This is a genomic window from Streptomyces sp. CNP082, assembly GCF_059570535.1.
On sequence record NZ_JCANSZ010000016.1, the window covers coordinates 58639 to 84532 of the forward strand.

Here is a 25894-nt window from a genome sequence, read left to right on the forward strand (position 1 = left end):
TCCGTACCCCGCCCGTGCGGCCGGTCCCCCCTGTGCCGGACGCAGCGCAGCGCGCGGTGGTTCAGCACGGGGACGGACCGCTGCTCGTGCTCGCCGGGCCGGGGACGGGCAAGACCACGACGCTGGTGGAAGCCGTCACCGAGCGGATCAGGCGCGGGGCGGACCCCGAGCGGATCCTCGTGCTGACGTTCAGCCGTAAGGCGGCGGTGGAGCTGCGGGACCGGATGGCGGCCCGGCTGGACGGCGCGCCGGCGCCGCAGGCGAGCACGTTCCACTCGTACTGCTACGCGCTGGTGCGGGCTCACCAGGACGCCGAGATGTTCGTCGAGCCGCTGCGGCTGCTGTCCGGGCCGGAACAGGACGTCGTCGTACGGGAGCTGCTCGCCGGCCACGACGAGGACGGCGCGCGGGCGCGGGTGTCCTGGCCGGCCGAGCTGCGGGCCTGCCTGACGACGCGCGGGTTCGCCGACGAGGTACGGGCGGTGCTGGCGCGCAGCCGGGAGCTGGGTCTGGGGGCGGCGGCGCTGGAGGGGTTCGCGGCGGCGGCGGGGCGGCCGGACTGGGCGGCGGCGGGGGAGTTCCTGGCGGAGTACCTGGACGTGCTCGACATGCAGGGGGTGCTCGACTACGCGGAGCTGGTGCACCGGGCGGTGCTGCTGGCCGAGACGGAGCGGGTGGCGGGGGAGCTGGCGGGGCGGTACGACGCGGTGTTCGTCGACGAGTACCAGGACACGGACGCGGCGCAGGTGCGGCTGCTGCGGGCGCTGGCGGGCGGCGGCCGGACGCTGGTCGCCTTCGGCGACCCGGACCAGTCGATCTACGCGTTCCGGGGGGCGGACGTCGGGGGGATCCTGACGTTCCCGGAGGTCTTCCCGCGGCGGGACGGCAGCCCGGCGCCGGTCGCGGTGCTGGGCACGTCGCGGCGCTCGGGCGCGCTGCTGCTGGCGGCGACGCGGCTGCTCACCCGCCGGATGCCGCTGCCGCGGCTGCCGTCGGCGGCGGTACGGGCGCACCGGGGGCTGGTGCCGGTGCGCGACGGGGGGCGGGTGGAGGCGTACACGTACCCGACCGCGAGCGGCGAACTGGACAACATCGCGGACATCCTGCGCCGGGCGCACCTCGAAGACGGCGTCCCCTGGGGCGAGATGGCGGTCCTGGTCCGCGCGGGCGCCCGCACGATCCCGTCGGTCCGCCGCGCCCTGACGTCGGCGGGAGTGCCGCTGCACATAGCGGGCGACGACCTGCCCCTGCGCCACGAGCCGGCGGTGCAGCCGCTGCTGACGGCCCTGAGGGTGGCGGCGTCCGCCGCGGACCTGCCCGCGGCGGGGCAGGAGGGCCGAGGGACGGGCCCCGGGGAAGCCGGCGCCGCGGACGGCGTGGTGCCCGGTGCCGGTTCGGCGGTGGGGCGGATGCCGGTAACGGGTGGGCGGGTGGGAGACCCGGCGCCGAAGGCGCCGCCGACCGGCGCGGCGGATGACGCGCCACCCGACGGGGGGACGAACCCCACCACGCGCCACGGCGACTCGGCACCCGGCGGCACGACGCACCGCGACTCCGCACCCGCCAGCGCGTCGCACACAGAACCCGCCCCCTGGATCCCCCCCGACGTCGCCATCTCCCTCCTCTCCTCCCCCCTCGGCGGCATGGACGCCGCCGACCTGCGGCGCCTCGGGCGCGCGCTCCGCGAGGAGGAGCGGGCCGCCGGGCGGTCCGTACCGCGGCCCTCCGACGTGCTCCTCGCAGAGGCCCTCGCCGAGCCCTCGCGCCTCGTCGTCCACGACCGCGCGTACGCCGCCGGCGCCCACCGCCTCGGCCTCCTCCTCCGCCGCGCCCGCGACCTCCTCACCCGCGGCGGCACCGCGGAAGCCGCCCTGTGGGAGCTGTGGGACGGCACCCCCTGGCCCGGCAGGCTGCAGCGCGCCGCCGCCCGCGGCGGCCCCGCGGGGCGCAACGCCGACCGCGATCTCGACGCCGTCTGCGCCCTCTTCGAGACCGCCGCCCGCGCCGAGGACCGCACCGGTGGCCGCGGCGCCCTCAACTTCCTCGAAGAGCTCCAGGCCCAGGACATCGCCGCCGACGTCCTCACCCGCCGCGCCGACGATTCCGCGGGCCCCGACGCCGTACGCCTGATGACCGCGCACCGCGCCAAGGGCCTGCAGTGGCGGCTCGTCGTCGTCGCCCAGGTCCAGGAGGGCCTCTGGCCCGACCTGCGCCGCCGCGGCTCCCTGCTGGAGGCGGACCGCATCGGCCGCGACGGCCTCGCCGAGCCGCTGCCGCCCGGCGCGCTCCTCGCCGAGGAGCGGCGGCTGTTCTACGTCGCCGCCACCCGCGCCCGCGAACGGCTCGTCGTCACCGCCGTGAAGGCGCCGGCGGAGGACGGCGACCAGCCGTCGCGGTTCCTCGCCGAACTGGGCGTCGAACCCAAGGACGTCACCGGCCGCCCCCGCCGTCCGCTCTCCGTCGCCGCGATGGTCGCCGAGCTGCGCGCGACGACCGTCGACCCCGAGGCGTCCGACGCGCTGCGTGCCGCCGCCGCCGAGCGGCTGGCCCGGCTGGCGGCGCCGGCGGACGACGGCCGGCCGCTGGTGCCCGCCGCGCATCCGGACCGCTGGTGGGGCCTGGACGAGCCGACCGAGAACGCGGTGCCGCTGCGCGACCCCGCCCAGCCCGTCGCGCTCAGCGGCAGCGCCGTGGGGCTGCTGGTGGACACCTGCGCGCTGCAGTGGTTCCTCGGCCGCGAGGTACGCGCCGGCGAACCGGCCTCCGTCGCCCAGGGCTTCGGCCTCGTCGTCCACGCCCTCGCCGACGAGGTCGCCTCGGGCCGTACCCCCGCCGACCTGGATGCGCTCATGGAGCGCCTCGACGGCGTGTGGGACGGCCTCGCCTTCGACGCCCCGTGGAAGTCCGCGCAGGAGAAGGAGAACGCCCGCGCCGCCCTGGAGCGCTTTCTGCGCTGGCACGTGCTGGAGCGGGGCCGCCGGCCGGTGGCCAGCGAGCGGGACTTCGACGTCACGCTGAAGGCCGGTACCTACGAGGTGCAGGTCAAGGGCACCATGGACCGGGTCGAGGAGGACGCGGAGGGCCGCGCGTACGTCGTCGACTTCAAGACCGGCAAGTCCCGGCCGACCGGCCCCGAGGTCGCCGAGCACGCCCAACTCGCCGTGTACCAGGCCGCCGTCGCCGAGGGCGCGGCCGGCGCGGAGCGCACCGTCCCGGGCGGTGCCGAGCTGGTCCACCTGCGGATCGGGGCGCCCGTCCGGGAGGGCGGCGACGCGCTGCCGAAGGTGCAGCAGCAGCCGCCGCCGGAGGGCGACTGGGTCCCCCGGCTGCTGGCGACTGCCGCCGCCCGGGTGCTCGACGAGCGCTTCGGGCCGACGCCGGGCGACCACTGCGCGCAGTGCGCTTTCCGCAGCTCGTGCAGCGCCCGCCCGGAGGGGCGGCACGTCGTCGAGTGAAACCACAGGGTGAGACCCGGTGTGACACCGCGGCCTTGTATGTGGTCGTATGACCAATCGTTCAGGCGTAAACAGAAAGTAAGGATTGACTGTGCGGAAGAGCGTGGTGGCGGGGGTTCTGGTTTCGGCCCTGAGCGTGACGGTCCTGTCGGCGTGCGGCAGCGAGGACGACGGCCTCGCGAGCAAGTCGGCCACGGAGATCCAGGACGAGACGGTGGCGGCGATGCAGTCCGCCAAGTCGATGACCATGGACTTCGAGCAGAGCGGTGCCCAGAAGACGTCCATGAACCTGGCGCTGACCAAGAGCGGCGAGTGCAAGGGCAGCATCGGCCTGGACGGTGCCAACGCGGAGGTCATGCGCGTCGACGGCACGTCGTACATGAAGCCGGACACGCAGTTCTGGGAGCAGAACGCCGGCAGCCCGGAGCAGGCGCAGCTCATCGCGTCGGTGGTGGGCGACAAGTGGGTGAAGGCGGGGACCGGGCAGGACGACTTCGCGTCCTTCTGCGACCTCGACGAGATCCTCAAGGGTCTGAACGAGGACAAGGGCGACAAGAACGACAACACCGAGAAGGGCGACGAGGGCGAGGTGCGCGGCACCCCGACCATCGAGCTGATCACGAAGAAGGACGGCGAGACCACGACGGTGCACATCGCCACTGAGGGCGAGCCGTACATCCTCAAGATGGAGATCGAGGGCGGGGACGAGCCGGGCACGGCGGAGTTCTCGGAGTTCAACGAGAAGGTGGACGTCACCGCCCCGTCCGACGCGGTGGACCTCAACGAACTCGGCGGCTGAACCGCGGTTCCGCACACCGGGCCGCAGCCGGGCACGTACGCCCCGTAGCGCACCCCCCGCCCCCTGCGCCCGCCGGCAGCCGCACGACCACGGTTGTCGGCGGGCGCCGCTACGCTCGCTGGAATGCCGGCCCGTATCACCCACCCCGACCAGCTCAAGGAGCTCCTCGGGATCCCCTTCACCGCGGAGCAGACGGCGTGCATCACCGCACCGCCGGCCCCGCAGGTCATCGTGGCGGGGGCGGGATCCGGCAAGACGACGGTGATGGCGGCCCGGGTGGTGTGGCTGGTGGGCACCGGGCAGGTGGCGCCGGAGCAGGTGCTGGGGCTGACGTTCACCAACAAGGCGGCGGCGGAGCTGGCGGAGCGGGTGCGCCGGGCGCTGGCGCAGGCGGGGGTCATGCCGGGTGACGGTGCCGCGGCGGGCGGTGCCGGGCCCGCCGGGGCGTACGGCGACGGGGTGCCGGGGGACGGGGTGCCGGGTGACGGCTCCGCGGAGCCCGGCGAGCCGCGGATCTCCACGTACCACGCCTTCGCCGGCCAGCTCCTCAAGGACCACGGCCTGCGCATCGGCCTCGAACCCGGCGCCCGCCTCCTCGCCGACGCCACCCGCTACCAGCTCGCCGCCCACGTGCTGCGCACCGCCCCCGGCCCGTACCCCGCCCTGACGAAGTCCCTCCCGGCGCTCGTCGGCGAACTCCTCGCGCTCGACGCCGAGCTGGCAGAACACCTCGTGGAGCCCGACGCGCTCGCGGACTTCGGTGCCGCGCAGCTCGCGGAGCTGGACCGGGTCCGGCTCACCAACGACGAGTTGCGCAAGGCTCCCAGGGCCGCGCAGGCCCGGCTGGAGCTGCTGGGCCTGGTACGGGCCTACCGGCGCGAGAAGCGGCGCCGCGATCTGCTCGACTTCGGCGACCAGATCGCCCACTCCGCGCTGCTCGCCGAGAACCACCCGGCTGTGGGCCGGCTGCTGCGCGAGGAGTGCCGGGTGGTGCTGCTCGACGAGTACCAGGACACGTCCGTCGCCCAGCGGCGGCTGCTCGCCGCGCTGTTCGGCGGTGCCGGCGGTTCGCGCGGTTCGCGCGGTTCGGGTGGTTCTGGCGGTTCGGGCGGCGGCACGGGGCACGCGGTGACCGCCGTCGGCGACCCCTGCCAGGCGATCTACGGCTGGCGCGGCGCGTCCGTCGCCAACCTCGACGACTTCCCCGCCCACTTCCCGAACGCCGACGGCACCCCCGCACGCCGCCAGGCGCTCGGCGAGAACCGGCGCAGCGGCGGGCGCCTCCTCGCACTCGCCAACGGGCTGGCCGCCCCCCTGCGCGCCCGCCACGTCGGCGTCGAGGCGCTGCGCCCCGCCGCCGGTGCGGAACGGCACGGCACGGTGCGCTGCGCGCTGCTGCCGACGCATGCGGCGGAGCTTGACTGGCTGGCGGACTCGGTGGCGCATCTGGTGCGTACGGGCACGGCCCCCGGCGAGATCGCCGTACTGTGCCGCACCGCGGGCGACTTCGGCGACATCCAGGCGGCGCTGGTCGCCCGGGACGTACCCGTGGAGGTCGTGGGTCTTGCCGGGCTGCTGGACCTGCCGGAGGTCGCCGACCTGGTGGCGATGTGCGAGGTGCTGCAGGACCCGGCCGCCAACGCCGCGCTCGTACGCCTGCTGACCGGCCCGCGGTGGCGCATCGGCGCCCGCGACCTGGCGCTGCTGGGCCGGCGCGCGCGCCTGCTGGTGGCCACGGCCCGTACGGACGGCGAGCCGGACGCCGACGAGCGGCTGGCGCAGGCCGTCGAGGGCGTCGACCCGGCGGAGGTGGCGTCGCTGGCGGACGCGCTGGACACGTTTCTTGAGGCTCGGCAGCCCGACGACGGGCTGCCGTTCGGCGCGGCGGCGCGGCAGCGGTTCGCCCGGCTGGCGACGGAGCTGCGGGACCTGCGGCGGTCGCTGGCGGACCCGCTGATGGACGTGCTGCACCGGGTGCTGGCGGTCACGGGACTGGAGGTCGAGCTGTCCGCGTCGCCGCACGCGCTGGCGGCGCGGCGGCGCGAGACGCTGGCGCGCTTCCTCGACGTCGCCGCCGGCTACGCGTCGTCCGCCGCGCTCGACGGCGAGGCGACGCTGCTGGGGTTCCTGGGCTTCCTGCGGACCGCGGCGCAGTACGAGAAGGGGCTCGACAGCTCGCTGCCGGGCGACGGGCGGGACACGGTCAAGGTGCTCACGGCGCACAAGGCCAAGGGCCTGGAGTGGGACGTCGTGGTGGTGCCGGGGCTGGTGGAGAAGCACTTCCCGAGCCGGCAGCCGCGGGAGTCGTGGGTCACGCAGGGCAAGGTGCTGCCGCACGCGCTGCGGGGCGACGCGGCGACGCTGCCGGACGTGGCGGAGTGGACGGCGCGGGGGCTGAAGGACTTCAGGGCGGCGATGCGGGAGCACCAGGAGACGGAGGAGCTGCGCCTCGGGTACGTCACGGTGACGCGCCCCCGGTCGCTGCTGCTGGGCTCGGGGCACTGGTGGGGCGCGACGCAGAAGGAGGCGCGGGGCCCGTCGGCGTTCCTGCACGCGCTGCGGGAGCACTGCGAGCGCGGCGGCGGCGAGGTCGAGACATGGGCCACGGAACCCCCCAAGGACGCCCGGAACCCGGCCCTGGCGGAGCACGAGGCGGAACGCGCCTGGCCGCTCCCGCTGGACCCGGCGGCGACGGCCCGCCGCCGCGCGGCGGCAGCGGCGGTGGAGTCGGCGCTGGCGCGCCGGGCGGCGGCGGCGGGCGCAGGCGCCGGGCCAACGGCCGGCGGCGAGCCGCCCGCGCCTGGCGGGTCCGCGCCCGGTGAGCTCGCGCCCGGCGGGCCAGCGCCGCGCGACCCGGCGTCCGGCGGGTCTGCGCCCGGCGGATCCGTGCTCGGTGGGTCCGCGTCCGGTAGGCCCGCGCCTGGCGGGTCCGCGCCGCGCGAATCCGTGTCCGGCGAAACCGTGCCCGCGCCGAAGGCGCCGGGCGTGCCCGAGCCCTGGGCGGCCACCGGAACCGCGGCCGGCGTACCCGCCGCCCCGGCGGCGCCGGACGGCGCGCGGCCGGGACGCCCCGGTGACGTACCGCCCCCCGCGGCTGCGACCGGGCACGCCGGCGCCGGTGCCGCTTCCGGTGACGCCCGCCCGCAGCCCGCGCCGGCCCGCCCCCTCGGCCCCGCCGACGTGCGGGTCGTCGAGTCCTGGGACCGGGACATCGACGCCCTCGAAGCCGAGCTGCTCGCCGCCCGGCGGCCCGTCCGGGACGTCGCCCTGCCCGCCTCCCTCACCGCCTCGCAGCTGATCAGGCTCGCCGCCGACGCCGAGGAGTTCACGCGGGAGCTGGCCCGGCCGATGCCGCGCCCGCCGATGCCCGCCGCGCGGCGCGGGACGCGGTTCCACGCCTGGGTGGAGTCGCGGTTCGAGGCGCTGCCGCTGCCCATGCTCGGCCCCGACGAGCTGCCCGGCGGCGAAGAGGACGCGCCGGAGATCGCCGACGAGCGCGAGCTGGCCGCCCTGAAGGAGGCGTTCGAGCGGTCCCCGTACGCCCAGCGCACCCCGTACCGCCTGGAAGCCCCCTTCCAGCTCAGCCTCGCCGGCCGCCTCATCCGCGGGCGAATCGACGCCGTGTACCGCGAGCCCGGCGGCGGCTACGAGATCGTCGACTGGAAGACCGGCCGCAGCGGCAGCGCCGACCCCCTCCAGCTCGCCGTCTACCGCCTCGCCTGGGCCGAGCAGGAGCGGCTGCCGCTGGCCGGCGTCACCGCCGCGTTCCTGTACGTACGCACCGGGGAGATCGTGCGTCCCGCCACATTGCCGGGCAGAGCGGAGCTTGAGGCCCTGCTGGCCGGCCGGACGGATTAGGCTCGGGGGCATGAGCACCACCCCCGGCAGCGTCGCCGACCCTTCGGTGTGCCTGCCGGGAGAGCGCGTGGGGGCCGAAGGCGGCGCGGCGGAAGGGGAGCAGCAGTGACCACGGGCATCGAACGGACGGCCTCTCGGCCGGTCTCCTTCACGGCGGACACCGGCGTCGACCGCGCCGCCCACCACCGCATCGACGAGGCGTGGCTGGCGGCGGCCTGGAGCCATCCGACGACCCGCGTCTTCGTGGTCTGCGAGGGCCAGGTGCTCATCGACGACACCGCCGACGGCGGCACCGAGCTGGTGACGACGCCCGCCTTCGAGGCGCCGCCGACCGAGCAGCACCGCTACTTCCTCGGCACCGACTCCGCCGGCGTGCGCTACTTCGCGCTGCAGAAGGACTCGCTGCCCGGCCGCATGGACGACACCGCACGCCCCGCGGGGCTGCGCGAGGCGGGGCTGCTGCTGTCGGAGCAGGACGCCGGGCTGATGGTGCACGCCGTCGCGCTGGAGAACTGGCAGCGGCTGCACCGCTTCTGCTCGCGCTGCGGCGAGCGTACGGTCATCGCCGCCGCGGGCCACATCCGCCGCTGCCCGGCGTGCGGCGCGGAGCACTATCCGCGGACCGACCCCGCCGTGATCATGGCCGTGACCGACCCGGAGGACCGGATCCTGCTGGGCCGCCAGGTGCACTGGCCGGAGGGGCGCTTCTCGACGCTCGCGGGCTTCGTCGAGCCCGGTGAGTCACTGGAGCACGCGGTGCGCCGGGAGGTCTTCGAGGAGGCGGGGGTGGTGGTCGGCGACGTGGAGTACGTGGCCAGCCAGCCGTGGCCGTTCCCGTCGAGCCTGATGGTGGGCTTCCTCGCGCGCGCGGCGGACGCCGAAGGCGCCGAGATCCAGGTGGACGGCGAGGAGTTGCACGAGGCGCGCTGGTTCTCGCGCGACGAGCTGCGGAAGGCGTACGAGACGGGCGAGGTGCTGCCGCCGTACGGGATCTCGATCGCGGGGCGGCTGATCGAGCTGTGGTACGGCTCGGACCTGCCGCGGCGGGCGGGCTGACGGCCGCCGCGGTGCCCCCGCCGCACCGTCGCCGCCGGCCGAGGGCCGGCGGCGGTGCTGGTGCCCGCGGCTGCGGTCAGGCGCCGAGGGCGGCCTTGACCTGGGCCAGGGAGGGGTTGGGCATGGCGACGGACTCGCCGCCCTGCTTCGGCACCACGACGACGGTGGGCACGAGCTGGTTGCCGTTGTTCACGCTCTCGACGTAGGCGGCGGACTCCGGGTCCTGCTCGATGTTGATCTCGTTGAACGGGATGCCCTCGCGGTCCATCTGGCTCTTGAGCCGACGGCAGTAGCCGCACCAGGTGGTGCTGTACATCGTGACGGTGCCCGCCATGTCGCTGCGCTCCTTCGGGGGGTCGGCCGGGTCTGTTCCGGAGGTTGAACGTAACCGGGGACGCGGCCATTCCCGTAGCCACGCCCGGCCGTCTGTGGATAACCGGACCGCTCACGCGGGCCTGTGGACAACCGGCACACCGGTCCCGGCAGACCTGGCAGCATGGCGGGGTGACAGCAGCACCGCAGCCCCCGCCGTCCTCGCAGCCCTCCCTGTCCTCGGATTACACCCAGTCCACCCAGTCCACCCAGCCCACCCGGCTCACGGGGTCCACGGAGTTCCCCGCCGTCCCGGACTCGGCGGACGCGGTGCTGGCGGGGCTCGACCCGGAGCAGCGCGAGGTGGCGACGGCGCTGCGGGGCCCGGTGTGCGTGCTGGCCGGCGCGGGCACGGGCAAGACGCGCGCGATCACCCACCGCATCGCGTACGGCGTGCGGGCCGGCGTGCTGCAGCCGGCGAGCGTGCTGGCCGTGACGTTCACGAACCGGGCGGCCGGCGAGATGCGCGGCCGGCTGCGCCAGCTCGGCGCCCCGGGCGTGCAGGCGCGGACGTTCCACTCCGCCGCGCTGCGGCAGTTGCAGTACTTCTGGCCGCGGGCCGTCGGCGGTGAGCTGCCGCGGCTGCTGGAGCGCAAGGTCCAGCTCGTCGCGGAGGCGGCGGCGCGCGCCCGCGTCCGGCTCGACCGCAATGAGCTGCGGGACGTCACCGGCGAGCTGGAGTGGGCGAAGGTCACGCAGACCGCCCCCGAGGACTACGCCGCGGCAGTCGCCAAGGCCGGCCGCGACGCCCCGCGCGACCCGGCGGAGATCACCGGCATCTACCGGGGATACGAGCAGTTGAAGCGCGACCGCGGCGTCATCGACTTCGAGGACGTGCTGCTGCTCACCGTGGGGGTGCTCCAGGACCGGCCGGACATCGCCGAGCAGGTGCAGCGGCAGTATCAGCACTTCGTCGTCGACGAGTACCAGGACGTCAGCCCGCTGCAGCAGCGGCTGCTGGAGCTGTGGCTCGGCGGCCGGGACAGCCTGTGCGTCGTCGGCGACGCCAGCCAGACGATCTACTCCTTCACGGGCGCCACCCCCGACCACCTGCTGGACTTCCGCACCCGGCACCCGGACGCCACGGTCGTCAAGCTCGTCCGCGACTACCGCTCCACCCCCCAGGTCGTCCACCTGGCCAACGGCGTGCTCGCCCAGGCCACCGGCCGGGCCGCCGCCGCCCGGCTGGAGCTGGTGGCGCAGCGCGAGGGGGGCCCGGAGCCGGCCTTCGCGGAGTACGCGGACGAGCCCGCCGAGGCCGAGGGCACCGCCCGGCACGTCCGCCGGCTCATCGACGCGGGCGTGGCGCCCAGCTCCATCGCCGTGCTCTACCGGATCAACGCCCAGTCGGAGGTCTACGAGCAGGCGCTCGCCGACCGCTCCGTGCCGTACCAGATGCGTGGCGCCGAGCGGTTCTTCGAGCGGCCCGAGGTGCGCGAGGCCGGGGTCAAGCTGCGCGGCGCGGCCGTGGGGGGCAAGAACGACGCGATGCTGGACGAGGCCGGCCGGGACGGTGACCTGGCCGCGCAGGTCCGTGCCGTGCTGGGCTGGTCGGCAGAGCCGCCGGCGGGCTCGGGCACGGTCCGGGACCGCTGGGAGTCGCTGGCGGCGCTGGTGCGGCTGGCCGAGGACTTCGGCCGGGCCAGGCCCGGGGCGACGCTGCGGGATCTGGTCGGCGAACTGGCCGAGCGCGCCGCGGCGCAGCACGCGCCGACGGCCGAGGGTGTGACGCTCGCCTCCCTGCACGCTGCGAAGGGCCTGGAGTGGGACGCGGTGTTCCTGGTGGGGCTCACGGAGGGCATGCTGCCGATCACGTACGCCAAGACGCCCGAGCAGATCGAGGAGGAGCGCCGGCTGCTCTACGTCGGCATCACCCGGGCCCGGGTGCACCTGTCGCTGTCCTGGGCGCTGTCCCGCTCGCCGGGCGGGCGGGCCTCGCGGCGGCCGAGCCGCTTTCTGACCGGGCTGCGGCCGGGCTCCGGGCGGCCGGGCGGCGCCGCGGTCCTGGCGCAGGGCGGCGTGGAGCGCGGTGGTGCCCAGCGGAGCGCGGCCGACCGGCGCCGGCGGCGCGGGCCGGTGCGCTGCCGGGTCTGCGGGCGGACGCTCACGGACGCCGGCGAGATCAAACTGATGCGGTGCGAGGACTGCCCGTCGGACATGGACGAGGGGCTGTACGAGCGGCTGCGCGACTGGCGCGCGGACCAGGCTCGGCAACTGGGACAGCCGGCGTACTGCGTCTTCACCGACAAGACCCTGATCGCCATCGCCGAGGCCGTGCCCGACAACGAGCGGGAACTGTCGGTCATTTCGGGCGTGGGCAAGCGCAAGCTCGACCGATATGGCACCGATGTCCTGGATCTGTGCGCGGGCCGCGAGCCGTCCGGCGAGCCCGCCGGGGAGCCGTGACGGGGTCCGGAAAAAATTCCCCGAAAAATGGTTTGCGATCGCCGGGAGTAGCCTCATAGCCTTCCGGCACGGAAGAACAGCTCTTCACGGAGCCGGTGATTCCGTGTTGTACTAGGAGACCTTGGACCGGTCCGCCGGTCCGACGAGACAGAGAGGAGGAGAAACCCATGATCAGCAACACGAAACTTGAAGCTCGTGCTGCCGCCGGTCGCGAGGTCGTCTCCTCCTGCCTGCTCGCGGTCTCCAAGCTCCGGGTCCCCGCCACCGGTGTGTCCGGTGTCCGTGGCGGTCTGGGGGCTGGCATCCGTGACGAGCGACCGACCAAGGCACTCCTGGTAGCAGCGGCGCAGGCTCCGGCCTATGCGGCGGCGGCAGCGGGTGCCGACCTCCAGCAGGTGTGGGCCAATGGCGCCTTCGCAGGCGGCATTGCGGCCACGACGCAGCACATGCGGGCCTTCCGCGGGCCTGATCCCTGGAAAGAACCATCTTGATCGCATCGATCGAGACGGCACCTTCCAGGGCCGCGGAACCCGAACCGGGATCCGCGGCCCTTTTGATTTGCCCAACGCAGAAGTTGATCAACACGACGAGCAAGGACGGAAACGTGTCCCTCCCCGTGCACACCCCGCACAGGCCCACGCCCGACCCCGTGCCCGGCACCACCGACCTGGAGGTCCCTTTGACTCAGCTGACCGCTCTCACCGAGCTCGACGAGCGCATCGACGCGCTCGGCGACCTCGTGCCCTGCCGGAGCTACGACCCCGAGGTGTTCTTCGCGGAGACTCCGGCGGACGTCGAGTACGCCAAGTCCCTCTGCCAGACCTGCCCCGTCCGTGAGGCGTGCCTCGCGGGTGCCAAGGAGCGCCGCGAGCCCTGGGGGGTCTGGGGCGGCGAGCTGTTCGTCCAGGGTGTGGTCGTGCCGCGCAAGCGGCCGCGTGGGCGTCCGCGGAAGAACCCGGTCGTGGCATGAACGCCCACGGCACGATCGACCGTCCACGCGCGCACGCACCGGCAGAGCAGGAAACGACGATGAACCCGTCCACCGACTACCCCGCAGCACGTCACGAAGCAGGCGCCTACGACGAGCGCCAGAACAGGAACCTTCAGATGCAACTCATGCCAGAAGCCCTTGCCCGGGCCCAGTATCGGGACCGAGTGGAGGCCGCCGAGCAGGAACGCAGGGCCCTGCGCCTGCTTGCTGCCCGGCGGATGCAGCGACGGGCCGAGCGCGCGCAGATGCGCGCCCGGCGCGCGCTGGCGATGGCCGTCATGCAGTAGCGGCTCCGGGCCGTCCCGGTCAGGCGCTCGCCGTCGCCGGATCCTCCGTCGCCGAACCCTCGTGGGGGTCGTCCTCCGGACGGCCCCCTTCGGCGTACTCGGCGAAGCCCGGCAGCCACTCCGTCAGCTCCTCCCGCATCCGCACCTGCGCGCCGAGCTGGCAGAGCACCCCGATGGTGCTGAGCGTCACCCGGTGGATGAGCAGATACGACGGCGGCAGGTTGAGCTGCCGGCCCAACTGGTGTGCGGGGTTGCGGGGATCGGCGATCCGGGCCGCCTGCGTGCGCATCCACTCCCGGCTGAACGCGAACTCCGCCACGGCCGCCGGCTCGATGATCGGCAGCAGGTAGTCGATCACCGCCTCCGGGTCCAGCTCGACGTCAGGTTTCACGAACCCCTGCTCGCGCAGCAGCTCGTACACGTCGTCCGCCTGGCCGTCGAGCGTCATCCCGAGCGCGGTGCCTATCTCCTCCGGCAGCCCGCCCGGCAGCCGGTCCACCGTGCCGAAGTCCATCACCCCGAGCCGCCACTCCTCCGGCTCGCCCTCCTTCACCAGCCGGAAGTTGCCCGGGTGCGGATCGGCGTGCAGCAGCCCCGTGCGTGCCGTGCCGGCGAAGAGGAACCGTGCCAGCAACTGGCCCACCCGGTCCCGCTCCGCCCGTGAGCCGTCCGCTATCAGCTCCGAGACCGGCACGCCGTCCAGCCACTCGGTGACCAGCACCTGGTCCGCCTGGTGCACCACGTCCGGCACCAGCACATCCGGGTCGTCCGCGAACTCCTGCGCGTACGCGCGCTGGGACCGGGCCTCCAGCCCGTAGTCCAGCTCCTCCGAGACCCGGTCCCGCAACTCCTGGATCAGCGGCTTGATGTCCAGCCCCGGCGCCAGCGGCCCCAACAGCCGGGCGAAGCGGCCCAACTGCGTCAGGTCGGACAGCAACGCCTTGCCTGCCCCCGGGTACTGCACCTTGACCGCCACCGCGCGGCCGTCGTGCCACACCGCCCGGTGCACCTGCCCGATCGACGCCGCCGCCGCGGGCGTGTCCTCGAACTCCAGGAAGAGATCCCGCCAGTCCGGCCCCAGCCGCTCCGCCAGCGCACCGTGCACCGTGCGCACCGGCATCGGCGGCGCCGCCTCCTGCAGCTTGGTCAGGGCCGCGCGATACGGCCCCGCTATCTCCTCCGGCAGCGCGGACTCGAAGACGGACAGGGCCTGCCCGAACTTCATCGCCCCGCCCTTCAACTCGCCCAGGGTCTTGAACAATTGCTCGGCGGTGCGCTGCTGCAGCTCCCGGGCCACCCGCTCCGCCGGCCGGCCGCCGAGCCGCTTGCCGAGCCCCCAGGTGGCGCGCCCGGCGAAGCCCACCGGGAGAGAGGCCAGCTTCGCCGTACGTGTGATCGCCTTGCGTGGAAGGTCAGACATGGACCACTCCCGTATCCCGGTCAGCGGCTGCCGCCGCACCGCACCCGCACCTCGGGTGTGGATCGAGCTTCGTCAACTCCCAGGCCAGGCCCGGCAGTGCGAACTCCAGCCGGGCCCCCGTACAGACCGGCAGCCGCCCGTCGAGAAAAGTCAGCGCATGGGCGGCCGTCAGCCCTGCCACCATTGTCGCCAACGCCGCATCACACGCGGCGACCCCCTCCCGCTCACCTCCGGCCCGCCACTGGGCGAGCATCCGCGGCCACTCCGGCTCCCGCTCCGCCCGGGCCGCCGCGAGGCAGCCCGCACACGCCGAGCCACCCGGCAGCACGAGCGGACCCACCACCCCCGTGCCCTCCAGCACTCCCGCGTACACGTGGGGAATGCCCGCGTCGCGGCAGCGCCGGGCGACCTCCGGATCCGGCGCGTACGCCGCCAGCCCGTCCCGCGGTGCCAGCACCACGAGCGCCACCGGCCCGCCCGGGCGCCCGCCGCGCGCCGCCGGCCACGGCCCGGCCCGGCGCACGGCGCGCAGGGCCGCGTCCCGCCTGCGCCGGCCGACATCCCCGGCACCCACGCCGCCGGGCACCACGTCCCACGGCTCCACGCAGCCGCCGTCGACGACCTCCACCTCGCCGATGCCCGCGGCGGAGAGCAGCGCCGCCACCGAGGCACCCACCCGCCCGGCGCCGCGCACCACCACCCGCAGCCCCCGCCGCGCCCGCAGCCGCTCCACGGCGGCCCCGGGCTCGGGGTGCACGACGGACAGCGAAGCCTGGTCGCCCCGCAGCCGGGCCGGTATCGCCCCGCCGTGCCGCCGGCCCCCGGGCATCGACGGCCCGCCGGCCGGTGGCGCGACAGGCGCCTCCCGCGGACCGGGGCGCGCGGAACGGTGGACGCCGCGTGGAAGGTCCGTGGAGGTCGGGTGGCCGTCCCGGGGAGTTACGGTGCCCGTCGGCGGGGGCGGTCCCTCGTCGATCAGCCCGGCCCGCGTCAACCGGACGACCAGCATGTCCACCGACCGGGGTGAGAGACCGAACCTGTGCGCCTCACGGCGCAGCGAATCCAGCCCGCGCGTGCCGTCCAGCCGGCGCAGGAACAACCCCGTCGCCGAGTCCACCGGATGGATCGACACCGCATGTGCCCTGGTCACGCCCATCTGCAGGGTGTGCCTGCCGCGCCAGCTCCGCCGGAGTGCAGGCTTGATCATCGGATGCATCGTGCCCCCCTTGTTCCTCCGTCACCTTGCCAGCTCCCGCCGCGGCGCATCAGTAGTTATCCACAGGTGACGGAAAAAGTATGACGAATTGGCTGCGGCGCCTGCGGTGGGGTCGCACACCTGCTCCTGGCCGGGACTTTCTCTTCCCTGACCAGGTAACGTCGTGGCGTGCCCGCTGACCCAGAGCACAGCCATGGACGGCCGAAACCGTCGCGAGCGGTCGAGGTCAGACGCAGCGCGCGCAGGCGCAGGACCGTTTCCGCATATCGCGAGGGCGACCGCACCGTCGTGCTGATCCCCGCCCGCATGAGCGAGGCGGAGGAGCAGCGCTGGGTCACAGTCATGCTCGACAAGCTCCAGGCCCAGGAGAACCGGCGGATGCCGGGCGACGCCGAGCTTGCCGACCGGGCCCAGCGGCTCTCCGCGCAGTACCTCGACGGCCGGGCCCGGCCCAGCAGCGTGCGCTGGGTCACCAACCAGAACACCCGCTGGGGCTCCTGCACCCCCGCCGAGGGCACGATCCGCCTCTCGCACCGGCTGAAGGGCATGCCCGAGTACGTCATCGACTACGTGCTGATCCACGAGCTTGCCCACCTGCTCGTGCCGGGCCACGGCCCCCGCTTCTGGGACCTCGTCGGCGCCTACCCCCGCACCGAGCGGGCCCGCGGCTATCTGGAGGGCGTGGTCGCCGGCGAGAGCCTGCCGTTCATCCCGCGCCCCGCGCCGGGCGGCCCGGAGCCCGGCACCGACTAGCCAGCCGGGTCACGCGCACGTGGCCGCGTGACCGCCCCGGCACCGGTGCGCCCGGCCTCCGCGCGTCCTCGGGCCGCAGGCCCCGGCCCTCAGGCCAGCCGCGCCCGCGTGCGATCCATCAGCCGCGCCACGGACGCGTCCGCGACGCCCGCCACCTCGTCGTACCCGTACCAGCGCAGATCCAGCGACTCCTCGCTGATCGACGGCACCGCCCCCGCGGGGGCCAGCGCCGCGTACTGCACGTCGAGGTGCCAGGCGCACGGTGTGTGGTGCCGGTCCAGGCCCACAGGCCCGCCGGGCAGCAGCGTGAGACCCGTCATGCCGGACTCCTCGCCCGCCTCCCGCAGCGCCGCCGCGGCCAGCGTGGCGTCCTGCGGCTCGCAGTGGCCGCCCGTCTGCAGCCACTGCTGCAGCTTGCGGTGAAGGGTCAGCAGCACCCGCTCTCGCGCCAGGTCGACGATGAGAGCGCTGGCCGTCACATGCCCTGCCGCGCACGGCTTGTACATCCCGTCGGGGTGAGCTGCCAGATGTTCCAGGTACGTGACGCGGAGCGCGTCCTGACCGCCGTCCGGCGCGCTCCACTCCTTCAGTACGCGCTCGGCGTCGTTCCGCAGCGTCACGTGTCCCTGTCGCCCTTGCCGCCGTCCCGCCCGTCCTCCTCGCCGCCGCCGGAGCTGCCGGAGCCACCGGAGCCGCCCGCGTCACCGGCATCACCAGCGTCACCGGCATCACCGGCATCACCGGACCCGGCGTCGCCGCCCGAGCCCAGCATCTTCTCCAGCTCCGAGAAGTCCGCCTGCTCGCTGTGCACGAACCCGTCCGGGTCGTCCAGGTCGCCCGCCGTCGGCAGCATGTCGGGGTGCGCCCACAGCGCGTCCCGCCCGTCGACCCCGCGGGCGTCCGCCAGCGACGCCCACAGCCGCGAGGCGTCCCGCAGCCGCCGTGGCCGCAGCTCCAGCCCGATGAGGGTCGCGAACGTCTGCTCCGCGGGACCGCCAGTGGCGCGCCTGCGGCGCAGCGCCTCGCGCAGCGAGTTCAGCGAGGGGGCGTCCAGGTGCGGTTCCGCGGCGGCGTGCACGACCGCGTCCACCCAGCCCTCGACCAGCGCCAGGGCCGTCTCCAGCCGGGCCAGCGCCGCCTTCTGCTCGGGGGTGTCCTCCGGCTGGAACATGCCCTGCTGCAGCGCCTCCTGCAACTGCTCGGGACGCTCGATGTCGACCTGGCCGACCAGGTCCTCCAGCTTGGACGTGTCCACGTTGATGCCGCGCGCATAGCCCTCGACGGCACCGAAGAGGTGGGAGCGCAGCCACGGTACGTGGGCGAAGAGCCGCTGGTGCGCCGCCTCACGCAGCGCCAGGTACAGCCGGACGTCGTCCAGCGGTACGCCCAGGCCCTCGCTGAACTTCCTGATGTTCACCGGCAGCAGCGCCGCCTTGCCCGCCGGCCCCAGCGGCAGCCCGATGTCGGTGGAGCCGACGACCTCGCCGGCCAGCACCCCCACGGCGTGCCCGATCTGGGTACCGAACATCGCTCCGCCCATCGAGCGCATCATGCCGATGAGCGGGCCGGCCATGGCCTGCATCTCCTCCGGCAGCACACCGCCCATGGCGGCGCCGACCCGCTCGGCGACCGGGTCGACCAGCTCCTTCCACACCGGAAGCGTCGCCTCGACCCACTCCGCCCGGCTCCAGGCCAGCGCGGCGCCGGACCCGGAGGGCAGCGAGGTCACTTCGTCCAGCCACAGGTCGGCCAGCCGTACGGACTCCTCGACCGCCTTGCGCTCGGAGTCCACGACGCTGGCGTCCTTCGACTCGCCGCCGGAGCCCGCGGCCTGGCCGCCGCCCGCGGGCGCGCCCTGCGCGACCGTCTGCCGGGCGATGTCCTTGGCCATGTCCCAGTTGACCGGGCCGCCCTCGTAGCTCAGCATCTGGCCGAGCTGCTGGAAGGCCGCGCCCAGGTCCTGCGGGCCCATGGCGCCGCCCGGGCCCCCGAGGGAGCCGAAGAGGGCCGCGAACGGGTTCTGCGGGTCGCTGCCGGCGCTCCCGAAGCCGAACGGGTCCCGGCCGCTCCGGTCGCCGTCCCCCTTGCGGGCGCCCTTGTCGTCGCCCTCGCCGTCGTCGTCCGGCTCCTTCGGGGGGCCGAATCCGAATGGGGTGTCACTCACGGTTTCCTCGGCTCGTCGGGCCGCCTGCACCGGGCCGGCGGCGTACGCCCTCCACTGCCTCCACCCTATGCCGCTTCGTATGCCTGCACGGAATGCCCGCACGGCATACCCGCACGATGTGCTGGCGCCCGCCGCCACCGCCGCGGGTGCGGCTGGGGCAGGATGGATGGAACTACTGCACACAACAGTTGGAGCCGCCCGGTGAGTTCCCCGGAACCGAACGTTCGCGCAGCGCGAAAAGCCGCTGATGGGGCCGCGGCCGACGAGCCCGGCCCAGGCGCGTGGCGCCCCGTCGTCGCCGTCACCGGGGCGGCGGCCGGCATCGGCGCCCTGGTCACGGAGCGGCTGGCGGCCTCCGACGAGGTCAAGCAGGTCGTCGCCATCGACGAGCGGCGCGGTGAGCTGCCCGAGGCCCACTGGCACGTGCTGGACGTGCGCGACCCCGCGATCGCCGACAAGCTGCGCGGCACCGACGTCGTGGTGCACCTCGCCCTCGACCTGGACCTGGAGACCGACGCCACGGCCCGTACGGCGTACAACGTGCGGGGTACGCAGACGGTGCTCACCGCCGCCGCCGCGGCCGGCGTGCGCCGCGTCGTCCTGTGCACCTCCGCCATGGTCTACGGGGCGCTGCCCGACAACCCCGTCCCGCTCGCCGAGGACGCCGAGCTGCGCGCCACCGAGGAGGCCACCGGCGTCGGCGATCTGCTGGAGATGGAGCGCCTGGGCCGCCGCGCGCCCCGCGCGCACCCCGGTCTGAATGTCACCGTCGTGCGCCCGGCCGCCGTCGTCGGCGGCGTCGACACCCCGCTGACCCGGTACTTCGAGTCGCCGCGGCTGCTGGTCGTCAAGGGCACCCGGCCGTGCTGGCAGTTCTGCCACATCGACGACCTGGCCGCCGCGCTGGAGTTCGCGGCGCTGGAGAAGGCCGAGGGGGAGCTGGCGGTCGGCTGCGACGGCTGGCTGGAGCAGGAGGAGGTCGAGGAGCTGACCGGTATCCGGCGCATGGAGCTGCCGTCTGCCGTCGCGCTCGGCGCCGCCTCCCGGCTGCACCGCCTCGGCCTCACGCCGTCCCCGGCCGGCGACCTGGCGTACACGATGTACCCGTGGGTCGTCAGCGGCAGCCGGCTGCACGACGCGGGCTGGCGTCCGCAGCACACCAACGAGGAGGTGCTCGCGGAGCTGCTTGAGGAGGTCTCCGGCCGGCACACGGTCGCCGGCCGCCGGCTGGGCCGCAAGGACGCCGCCGCCGCGGGCGCCGCGGGAGCGGCCGGGGCCACGGTCGCGCTGCTGGGCACGGCCGCGGTCGTACGCCGGGTCCGCAAGGCACGGCGCGGCAAGATCTGAGCCCTCGCCCGCCGCGGAGCACCGCGTACGGACCGCGCCCCGGCCCGTACGCGAACCGGGCCGCCGCCGTGCGGGCGGTGGCCTGTCGGTCCCGTGCGGCAGGATGGGCGCATGGCAGACACCCCGCAGCACCCGGGCGAGCAGGCCGCCGCGGACCCCGTGCGCCTGGTCGCCGTCCGTGAGGAGCCGCTCTCGCTCGACGAGGTCTTCACCGCCGTCGGCGACCCCGCCGCGGGCGGGACGGTGCTCTTCGTCGGCACGGTCCGTGACCACGACCGGCAGGCCGCCTCCGAGCGCGTCCAGGACGTGACGGCGCTGGGGTACTCGAGCCATCCCACCGCCGGGGCCGAGATGCGCCGGGTCGCGGAGACGGTCGCGGCCCGCTATCCGGTACGGGCGCTGGCCGCCGTCCACCGCGTGGGCGAACTGGCCGTGGGGGATCTCGCCGTCGTCGCCGCCGTCTCCTGCCCGCACCGCGCCGAGGCGTTCGACGCCTGCCGCGCCCTGATCGACGCGCTCAAGCGCGACGTTCCCATCTGGAAACACCAGAAGTTCACGGACGGGACGGAAGAGTGGGTAGGCGCTGGCTGAAGTTGTCGAGTTGCGTAACTTCCGGGCCCGCGTGAGCGTTGGCTTATCGGAAAGAAGTCACGTCAGCTAGGAGTACGGGATGGCAGCGATAGCCTGGTTGGTCATACCCCTCGCGTCAGCCGGGGCAGCCGCGATATGGGCGGGCTGGGCGACGCGCACCCGCAAGGTGGGCGACAGCACGGAGCTGGCGGGGTACGCCCGTTTCCGGGAAGCCATGGAGCGCAGCCACTCCCGTTCCGGGGCCGCCTGAGCGTCCCGTACTGTCGTTCTATGCCACGCCGCACGGCGACGCTGCTCGCCTCCACCGTGACGCTGCTCGCCATCCTCGTCGCCGGGGTCTTCATCCCCGTGCCGTACGCCGAGATGTCGCCCGGGCCCACGGTGAACACCCTGGGGGAGCACGACCGCGAGCCCGTCCTGCAGATCGAGGACCGCAAGACGTATCCGACGAGCGGTCATCTCAACATGACCACGGTCCGCGTCACCGGCGCCGACTACAAGATGAACCTCGTCGAGGCCGTCTACGGCTGGCTCTCGCCGGACGACGCGGTGGTGCCGCACGAGTCGCTGTATCCGGACGACAGCACCGCCGAGGAAGTCGACCAGCAGAACGCCGAGCAGTTCACCGCCTCGCAGGAGAGCGCCAAGGTCGCCGCGCTCGACGCCCTGGGCATCCCCTTCACCACCCGCGTGATCGTGGCCTCCGTGGCCGCGGGCGGTGCCGCGCAGGGCACGCTGCACGCCGGTGACGTGATCAAGGCGGTCGACGGCAAGCCAGTCAAGGTGCCGGGCGACGTGGTCGAGCTGGTCACCAGCCGCAAGCCGGGGGAGAAGGTCACGTTCCGGATCGTCCCCGCGGACAAGGCCGAGAAGGCCGAGAAGGCCGGCGACGACCCCCGCAAGCTGCCGGGCGAGAAGATCACCCTCCGCACCCGGGAGTCCGACGAGGAGCCCGGCAAGGCCGTGGTCGGCATCGCGGCGGGCACCGCGCACACCTTCCCGTTCGAGATCGACATCAAGCTCGCCGACGTCGGCGGCCCCAGCGCGGGGCTGATGTTCGCCCTCGGCATCGTCGACAAGCTCACCAAGGGTGACCTCACGGGCGGCGAGTTCGTCGCCGGCACCGGCACGATCAACACCGAGAGCCAGGTCGGGCCGATCGGCGGCATCCACATGAAGACCATAGGCGCGCGCGATGAGGGCGCGAAGTTCTTCCTCACCCCCGCGGCGAACTGCCCCACGGCGGTCCGGGACGTGCCCGACGGGCTCACCCTCATCGAGATCCGGACGATGGACGACGCCCTGAAGGCGCTGAAGGACATCCGCGAGGGCGACCTCGACCAGCTCGACGAGTGCAAGAAGTAGCCGCACGGGCACGGCGTGCGCCGCGTGCACGGCGGCCGGCCACCCCGCCGGGGGCGGCCGGCCGGCACGGCAGGGTCAGTCGAACGTCGCCGCCAGTGCGCGGGCGAGCCCGGGCACCAGGTCCGGACCGGTGAGCACCTCGGTGGGAGTGTCCTTCGAGCGCAGCCGCAGCGCGGCCTCCCGGCTCCCGTCGCGCAGCACGCCGACCGTCATGCGGACCTCCTCGCGTCGCGGATGCGCGGCGACCCAGTCGGCGAGCCCGGCCTCGTCGAGATCATCGGGCACCTCGGCCTCCGCCGCGGGCGGAAGCATCAGCCGCTCGACCGTGAGCGCACAGCCGCCGACCGCGTCGGGCCACGCGATGGTGCCGAGGAACTCGTCGAGCGGCTGCCCTTCGGGCAGTTCCTGCTGCTCGATCGGCGTGTACGAGACCTGCGCGGCCGGCCCCGCCGCAGCCCCGGCACCGGGGCCGTCGCCGTCGTCTGCGCCGAGGTCCAGCCGCTGGGCGAGCCCCGGTTCCTGCGCGCGCAGCCGCGCGGTGTCGACGAGGGCGAAGAGCCGCGGCGGCCGGTCCCAGCCGAAACCGGCCGCGTACTCGTCAAGCTCCAGGACCGCGCGGGTCAGCGGGTCGGCTGCCAGGGGTGGACCGCCGGTGGGAGAGTTGGACATGCTCGTCATCCTGCCTCATCGCTCTCTGCCACCCCCCGGCGGGAACTGAGTAAAGCTTTAGTAAGTTGCCACATTGAGCCCCTGTGCCGCGGGGGCCTTATGACCAGACGTTCAAGTCTCGAGGTGCCACCTTGGCTTTCCAGATGCCGGACCGCGGCGGAGGCCCCACCGGGCCACGGATCAGTGTGGGCAGGCCGTCCCGGCGGGTACGAACGCTGCTGATGACGCTGGGTGTGCTCGCCATCCTGGGCATCATCTTCGTCATGTTCGCCGGCTTCTGGACGGACTGGCTCTGGTATCGCTCCGTCGGTTACTCCTCGGTCTTCACCACCCGGCTGTGGACCAAGGTGGGCCTGTTCTTCGTCTTCGGCCTGCTGATGGCGCTCGCCGTGGGCTTCAACATGTGGCTGGCGCACCGGCTCAGGCCGCCGCTCAGCGCGATGTCGCTGGAGCAGGAGAGCCTCGACCGCTACCGGATGAACCTGGCGCCGTACAAGAAGTGGGTGCTGCTCGGCATCGCCACGCTGGTCGGCCTGATCGCCGGCGCTTCCGCGACCGGGCAGTGGCGCACGTGGCTGCTGTGGGTGAACGGCCAGTCGTTCGGCGAGAAGGATCCGCAGTTCCACAAGGACATCTCCTTCTTCGCGTTCGACCTGCCCTGGTACCGCTTCCTGCTCGGCTTCGGCTTCGCCGCGGTCGTGCTGTGCACGATCGCCGCCGCACTCACGCACTACCTGTACGGCGGCCTGCGCATCTCCAGCCCCGGCGCGCGGGCCACGTCCGCGGCGACCGGTCATCTCGCGGTGCTGCTCGGCACCTTCGTGGCGCTCAAGGCGGTGGCGTACTGGTTCGACCGCTACAGCCTGGCCACCAAGACCAGCGGGCTGAAGACCACAGACGGCTGGACCGGTCTGCGCTACGTCGACGCGAACGCCTACCTGCCGGCGAAGACCATCCTCTTCGTCATCGCGATCATCTGCGCGGTGCTGTTCTTCGCCACCCTGTGGCGGCGCACCTGGCAGTTGCCGCTCATCGGCCTCGGCCTCATGGTCCTCTCCGCGATCCTGATCGGCGGGCTGTACCCGGCGATCGTGCAGAAGTTCCAGGTGCAGCCGAACGAGCAGGCCAAGGAGACGCCGTTCATCGAGAAGAACATCGAGGCGACGCGCAAGGCGTACGACATCGACGGTTCGAAGGTGACGGACTACACCGGCCAGGCGCCCAAGGACACCACCAACGAGCATCTGCGCGGCGCCGTCGACGAGACGGCGAGCGTCCGTCTGCTCGACCCGAGCGTGGTCTCGCCGACGTACCAGCAGCAACAGCAGGTCCGCGGCTACTACCAGTTCCCCGGCACCCTGGACGTCGACCGGTACGAGGACAAGGACGGCAACTCGCAGGACACCGTCGTCGGTCTGCGTGAGATCAACGTCGGCGGCATCCCGGAGAAGGGCTGGATCAACAGCCACTTCCGGTACACCCACGGCTACGGTGTCGTCGCCGCCAAGGGCACCGAGGTGACCGACGACGGCGACCCGTCCTACACGGAGAAGGACCTGCCGCCGGTGGGCGAGCTCGGCGACTACGAGCCGCGCATCTACTACGGCGAGCAGACCCGCGACTACTCGATCGTGGGCGGCCCGCAGGACGAGGTCGACTACGCCGATGACTCCGGCGAGAAGACGTACCGCTACAAGGGCGACAGCGGCGTCGACCTGTCCAACCCGATCAACAGGGCCGCGTACGCGCTGACGTTCAGCGAACCGCAGATCCTGTACTCCGGTGCGATCGGCGAGGGCTCGCAGATCATGTACAACCGCACCCCCAAGGAGCGGGTGGAGGCGGTCGCGCCCTGGCTGACCATCGACGGCGACCCGTATCCGGCGGTGGTCGACGGCCGCATCACCTGGATCGTCGACGCCTACACCACCAGCAACGGCTATCCGTACTCGACCAGGACCACCCTGGGCGACACGACGGCCGACTCGCTGACGGACGACCAGCGTTCGGTGGTCGCGCAGCAGAACCAGGTCAACTACATCCGCAACTCGGTGAAGGCCACGGTCGACGCCTACGACGGCAGCGTGGACCTCTACGAGTGGGACACCGAGGACCCGGTCCTCAAGACGTGGATGAAGGCGTTCCCCGACACGGTCAAGCCGCGCTCGGAGATCAGCGACTCGCTGATGGACCATCTGCGCTACCCGCAGGACCTGTTCAAGGTCCAGCGCGAGCTGCTGACGCAGTACCACGTCACCGGCCCCAAGCAGTTCTACTCCGGCAGTGAGCAGTGGGAGATCCCGGACGACCCGACCACCAAGGTCGAGAGTTCGGTGCCGCCCTACTACCTCAGCATGAAGATGCCGGATCAGGACTCGCGGTCGTTCTCGCTGACGACCACGTTCACGCCACGCAACCGGAACAACCTCGGCGCGTACATGGCCGTGGGCGCGGACGCGCGCAGCGACGACTTCGGGCAGATCAGAATCCTGAAGCTGCCGCCCAACAGTCCCGTGCCGGGACCGAAGCTCGTGCAGTCCAGATTCAACTCCAACGCCGCGATCGCCGACCAGATCAACATCCTGCAGAGAGGCGATTCGGAAGTCATCTACGGCAACCTGCTGACGGTGCCGTTGGAGGGCGGACTGATCTACATCGAGCCGGTGTACGTGCAAGGCACCGGCACCGGGTACCCACTGCTGCGCAAGGTGCTCGTCACGTACGGCGATCAGACGGCCTTCGAGGACACGTTGCCCAAGGCGTTGAACGTGGTCTTCGGGGTGGAGGAGGCGACACCACCCGAGGACACCGGCGAGGAGCCGCCACCGGAAGAGGAACCACCGGCAGGGGGCAGCCTCCAGGACGCCGTGGAGGACGCCCAGAACGCCTACGAGGACGGCCAGCAGGCGCTCCAGGAGGAGCCGCAGGACTGGGAGGCGTACGGCAGGGCCCAGGAGGACCTGCAGGACGCCCTCCAGCGGATCGAGGAGGCCCAGCAGCAGGCCGGCTCGAACGGCGACGACGGAGCCGGTGAGGGCGCCGACGGCGGTGGTGACGGCGGAGGCGGCAGTGATGCCGGTGATGCCGGTGACGGCGGAGGCGGCGGGGCCTAGGGCCGTGGCCCGCCGGACGTGACGTCCGGCGG

Annotated in this window: 20 protein-coding genes; 14 read left to right on the forward strand and 6 right to left on the reverse strand. The window is 73.6% G+C overall.

Going from position 1 to position 25894, the window contains the following annotated elements; genetic code table 11:
- Window positions 1–86: 86 nt before the first annotated feature.
- From B124_RS15640 to nudC, 4 genes are all read left to right on the forward strand, one after another.
- On the forward strand, window positions 87–3455 hold the full coding sequence (locus B124_RS15640) for an ATP-dependent helicase (protein WP_496503501.1): 3369 nt from the start codon (window positions 87–89) through the stop codon (window positions 3453–3455).
- 91 nt (window positions 3456–3546) lie between these two features.
- The gene (locus B124_RS15645) at window positions 3547–4254 is read left to right on the forward strand and encodes a hypothetical protein (RefSeq protein WP_496503440.1); all 708 of its coding nucleotides are present in this window, start codon (window positions 3547–3549) and stop codon (window positions 4252–4254) included.
- A gap of 123 nt (window positions 4255–4377) precedes the next feature.
- A complete protein-coding gene (locus B124_RS15650) occupies window positions 4378–8112 on the forward strand; it encodes an ATP-dependent DNA helicase (protein WP_496503441.1) in 3735 nt (1244 codons plus the stop codon).
- A 105-nt stretch (window positions 8113–8217) separates the two neighbouring features.
- Window positions 8218–9168: an NAD(+) diphosphatase gene (nudC, locus tag B124_RS15655; protein ID WP_496503442.1), complete on the forward strand. Its 951-nt coding sequence runs from the start codon at window positions 8218–8220 to the stop codon at window positions 9166–9168.
- Between the two features lie 76 nt (window positions 9169–9244).
- Here nudC and B124_RS15660 read toward each other — a convergent pair whose 3' ends face one another.
- Window positions 9245–9502: a mycoredoxin gene (locus B124_RS15660; RefSeq protein WP_496503443.1), complete on the reverse strand. Its 258-nt coding sequence runs from the start codon at window positions 9500–9502 to the stop codon at window positions 9245–9247.
- Between the two features lie 308 nt (window positions 9503–9810).
- Between B124_RS15660 and B124_RS15665 the strand changes: the two genes are divergently transcribed.
- The 4 genes from B124_RS15665 (at window position 9811) to B124_RS15680 (ending at window position 13224) form a co-directional block, all read left to right on the forward strand.
- The gene (locus B124_RS15665) at window positions 9811–11946 is read left to right on the forward strand and encodes an ATP-dependent DNA helicase UvrD2 (protein WP_496503502.1); all 2136 of its coding nucleotides are present in this window, start codon (window positions 9811–9813) and stop codon (window positions 11944–11946) included.
- 167 nt (window positions 11947–12113) lie between these two features.
- Window positions 12114–12437 carry a hypothetical protein gene (locus B124_RS15670; protein ID WP_496503444.1) on the forward strand — a complete coding sequence of 108 codons (324 nt, stop codon included), beginning with the start codon at window positions 12114–12116 and terminating at the stop codon, window positions 12435–12437.
- Window positions 12438–12550: 113 nt separating this feature from the next.
- Complete coding sequence (locus B124_RS15675; protein WP_106966315.1) at window positions 12551–12916, forward strand: WhiB family transcriptional regulator; 366 nt, start codon at window positions 12551–12553, stop codon at window positions 12914–12916.
- Complete coding sequence (locus tag B124_RS15680) at window positions 12913–13224, forward strand: putative WhiB-interacting protein (RefSeq protein ID WP_496503445.1); 312 nt, start codon at window positions 12913–12915, stop codon at window positions 13222–13224. The genes B124_RS15675 and B124_RS15680 overlap by 4 nt, the downstream gene beginning before the upstream one ends.
- Window positions 13225–13243: 19 nt before the next feature.
- Here the strand turns inward: B124_RS15680 and B124_RS15685 are convergent, their stop codons facing one another.
- Both B124_RS15685 and B124_RS15690 read right to left on the reverse strand, forming a co-directional pair.
- Window positions 13244–14644, reverse strand: coding sequence for an ABC1 kinase family protein (locus tag B124_RS15685; protein ID WP_496503446.1), 1401 nt, complete (start codon window positions 14642–14644; stop codon window positions 13244–13246).
- Window positions 14637–15860 (reverse strand): ThiF family adenylyltransferase, encoded by a 1224-nt coding sequence (locus B124_RS15690; protein WP_496503447.1) that lies wholly within the window; start codon window positions 15858–15860, stop codon window positions 14637–14639. The genes B124_RS15685 and B124_RS15690 overlap by 8 nt, the downstream gene beginning before the upstream one ends.
- A gap of 168 nt (window positions 15861–16028) precedes the next feature.
- On the opposite strand from B124_RS15690, the gene B124_RS15695 reads away from it, so the two are divergent.
- Entirely contained in the window at window positions 16029–16613 is a 585-nt protein-coding gene (locus B124_RS15695) for a M48 metallopeptidase family protein (protein ID WP_496503448.1), read from the forward strand.
- A gap of 89 nt (window positions 16614–16702) precedes the next feature.
- Here B124_RS15695 and B124_RS15700 read toward each other — a convergent pair whose 3' ends face one another.
- Together B124_RS15700 and B124_RS15705 are read right to left on the reverse strand one after the other, a co-directional pair.
- Window positions 16703–17233, reverse strand: coding sequence for an NUDIX hydrolase (locus tag B124_RS15700; RefSeq protein ID WP_496503449.1), 531 nt, complete (start codon window positions 17231–17233; stop codon window positions 16703–16705).
- Window positions 17230–18777: a zinc-dependent metalloprotease gene (locus B124_RS15705; protein ID WP_496503450.1), complete on the reverse strand. Its 1548-nt coding sequence runs from the start codon at window positions 18775–18777 to the stop codon at window positions 17230–17232. Before B124_RS15705 ends, B124_RS15700 begins: the two co-directional genes overlap by 4 nt.
- Window positions 18778–18978: 201 nt before the next feature.
- Here B124_RS15705 and B124_RS15710 point away from each other — a divergent pair, with 201 nt between their 5' ends.
- From B124_RS15710 to B124_RS15725, 4 genes are all read left to right on the forward strand, one after another.
- A complete protein-coding gene (locus B124_RS15710) occupies window positions 18979–20124 on the forward strand; it encodes an NAD-dependent epimerase/dehydratase family protein (RefSeq protein WP_496503451.1) in 1146 nt (381 codons plus the stop codon).
- A gap of 111 nt (window positions 20125–20235) precedes the next feature.
- On the forward strand, window positions 20236–20715 hold the full coding sequence (locus B124_RS15715; RefSeq protein WP_496503452.1) for a molybdenum cofactor biosynthesis protein MoaE: 480 nt from the start codon (window positions 20236–20238) through the stop codon (window positions 20713–20715).
- Window positions 20716–20794: 79 nt separating this feature from the next.
- Window positions 20795–20965 carry a hypothetical protein gene (locus tag B124_RS15720; RefSeq protein WP_018835031.1) on the forward strand — a complete coding sequence of 57 codons (171 nt, stop codon included), beginning with the start codon at window positions 20795–20797 and terminating at the stop codon, window positions 20963–20965.
- Between the two features lie 20 nt (window positions 20966–20985).
- Complete coding sequence (locus B124_RS15725) at window positions 20986–22080, forward strand: YlbL family protein (protein WP_496503453.1); 1095 nt, start codon at window positions 20986–20988, stop codon at window positions 22078–22080.
- Window positions 22081–22155: 75 nt separating this feature from the next.
- Here B124_RS15725 and B124_RS15730 read toward each other — a convergent pair whose 3' ends face one another.
- Window positions 22156–22749 carry a PPA1309 family protein gene (locus B124_RS15730; RefSeq protein WP_496503454.1) on the reverse strand — a complete coding sequence of 198 codons (594 nt, stop codon included), beginning with the start codon at window positions 22747–22749 and terminating at the stop codon, window positions 22156–22158.
- A gap of 221 nt (window positions 22750–22970) precedes the next feature.
- Between B124_RS15730 and B124_RS15735 the strand changes: the two genes are divergently transcribed.
- Entirely contained in the window at window positions 22971–25862 is a 2892-nt protein-coding gene (locus B124_RS15735; RefSeq protein ID WP_496503455.1) for a UPF0182 family membrane protein, read from the forward strand.
- Window positions 25863–25894: the final 32 nt, after the last annotated feature.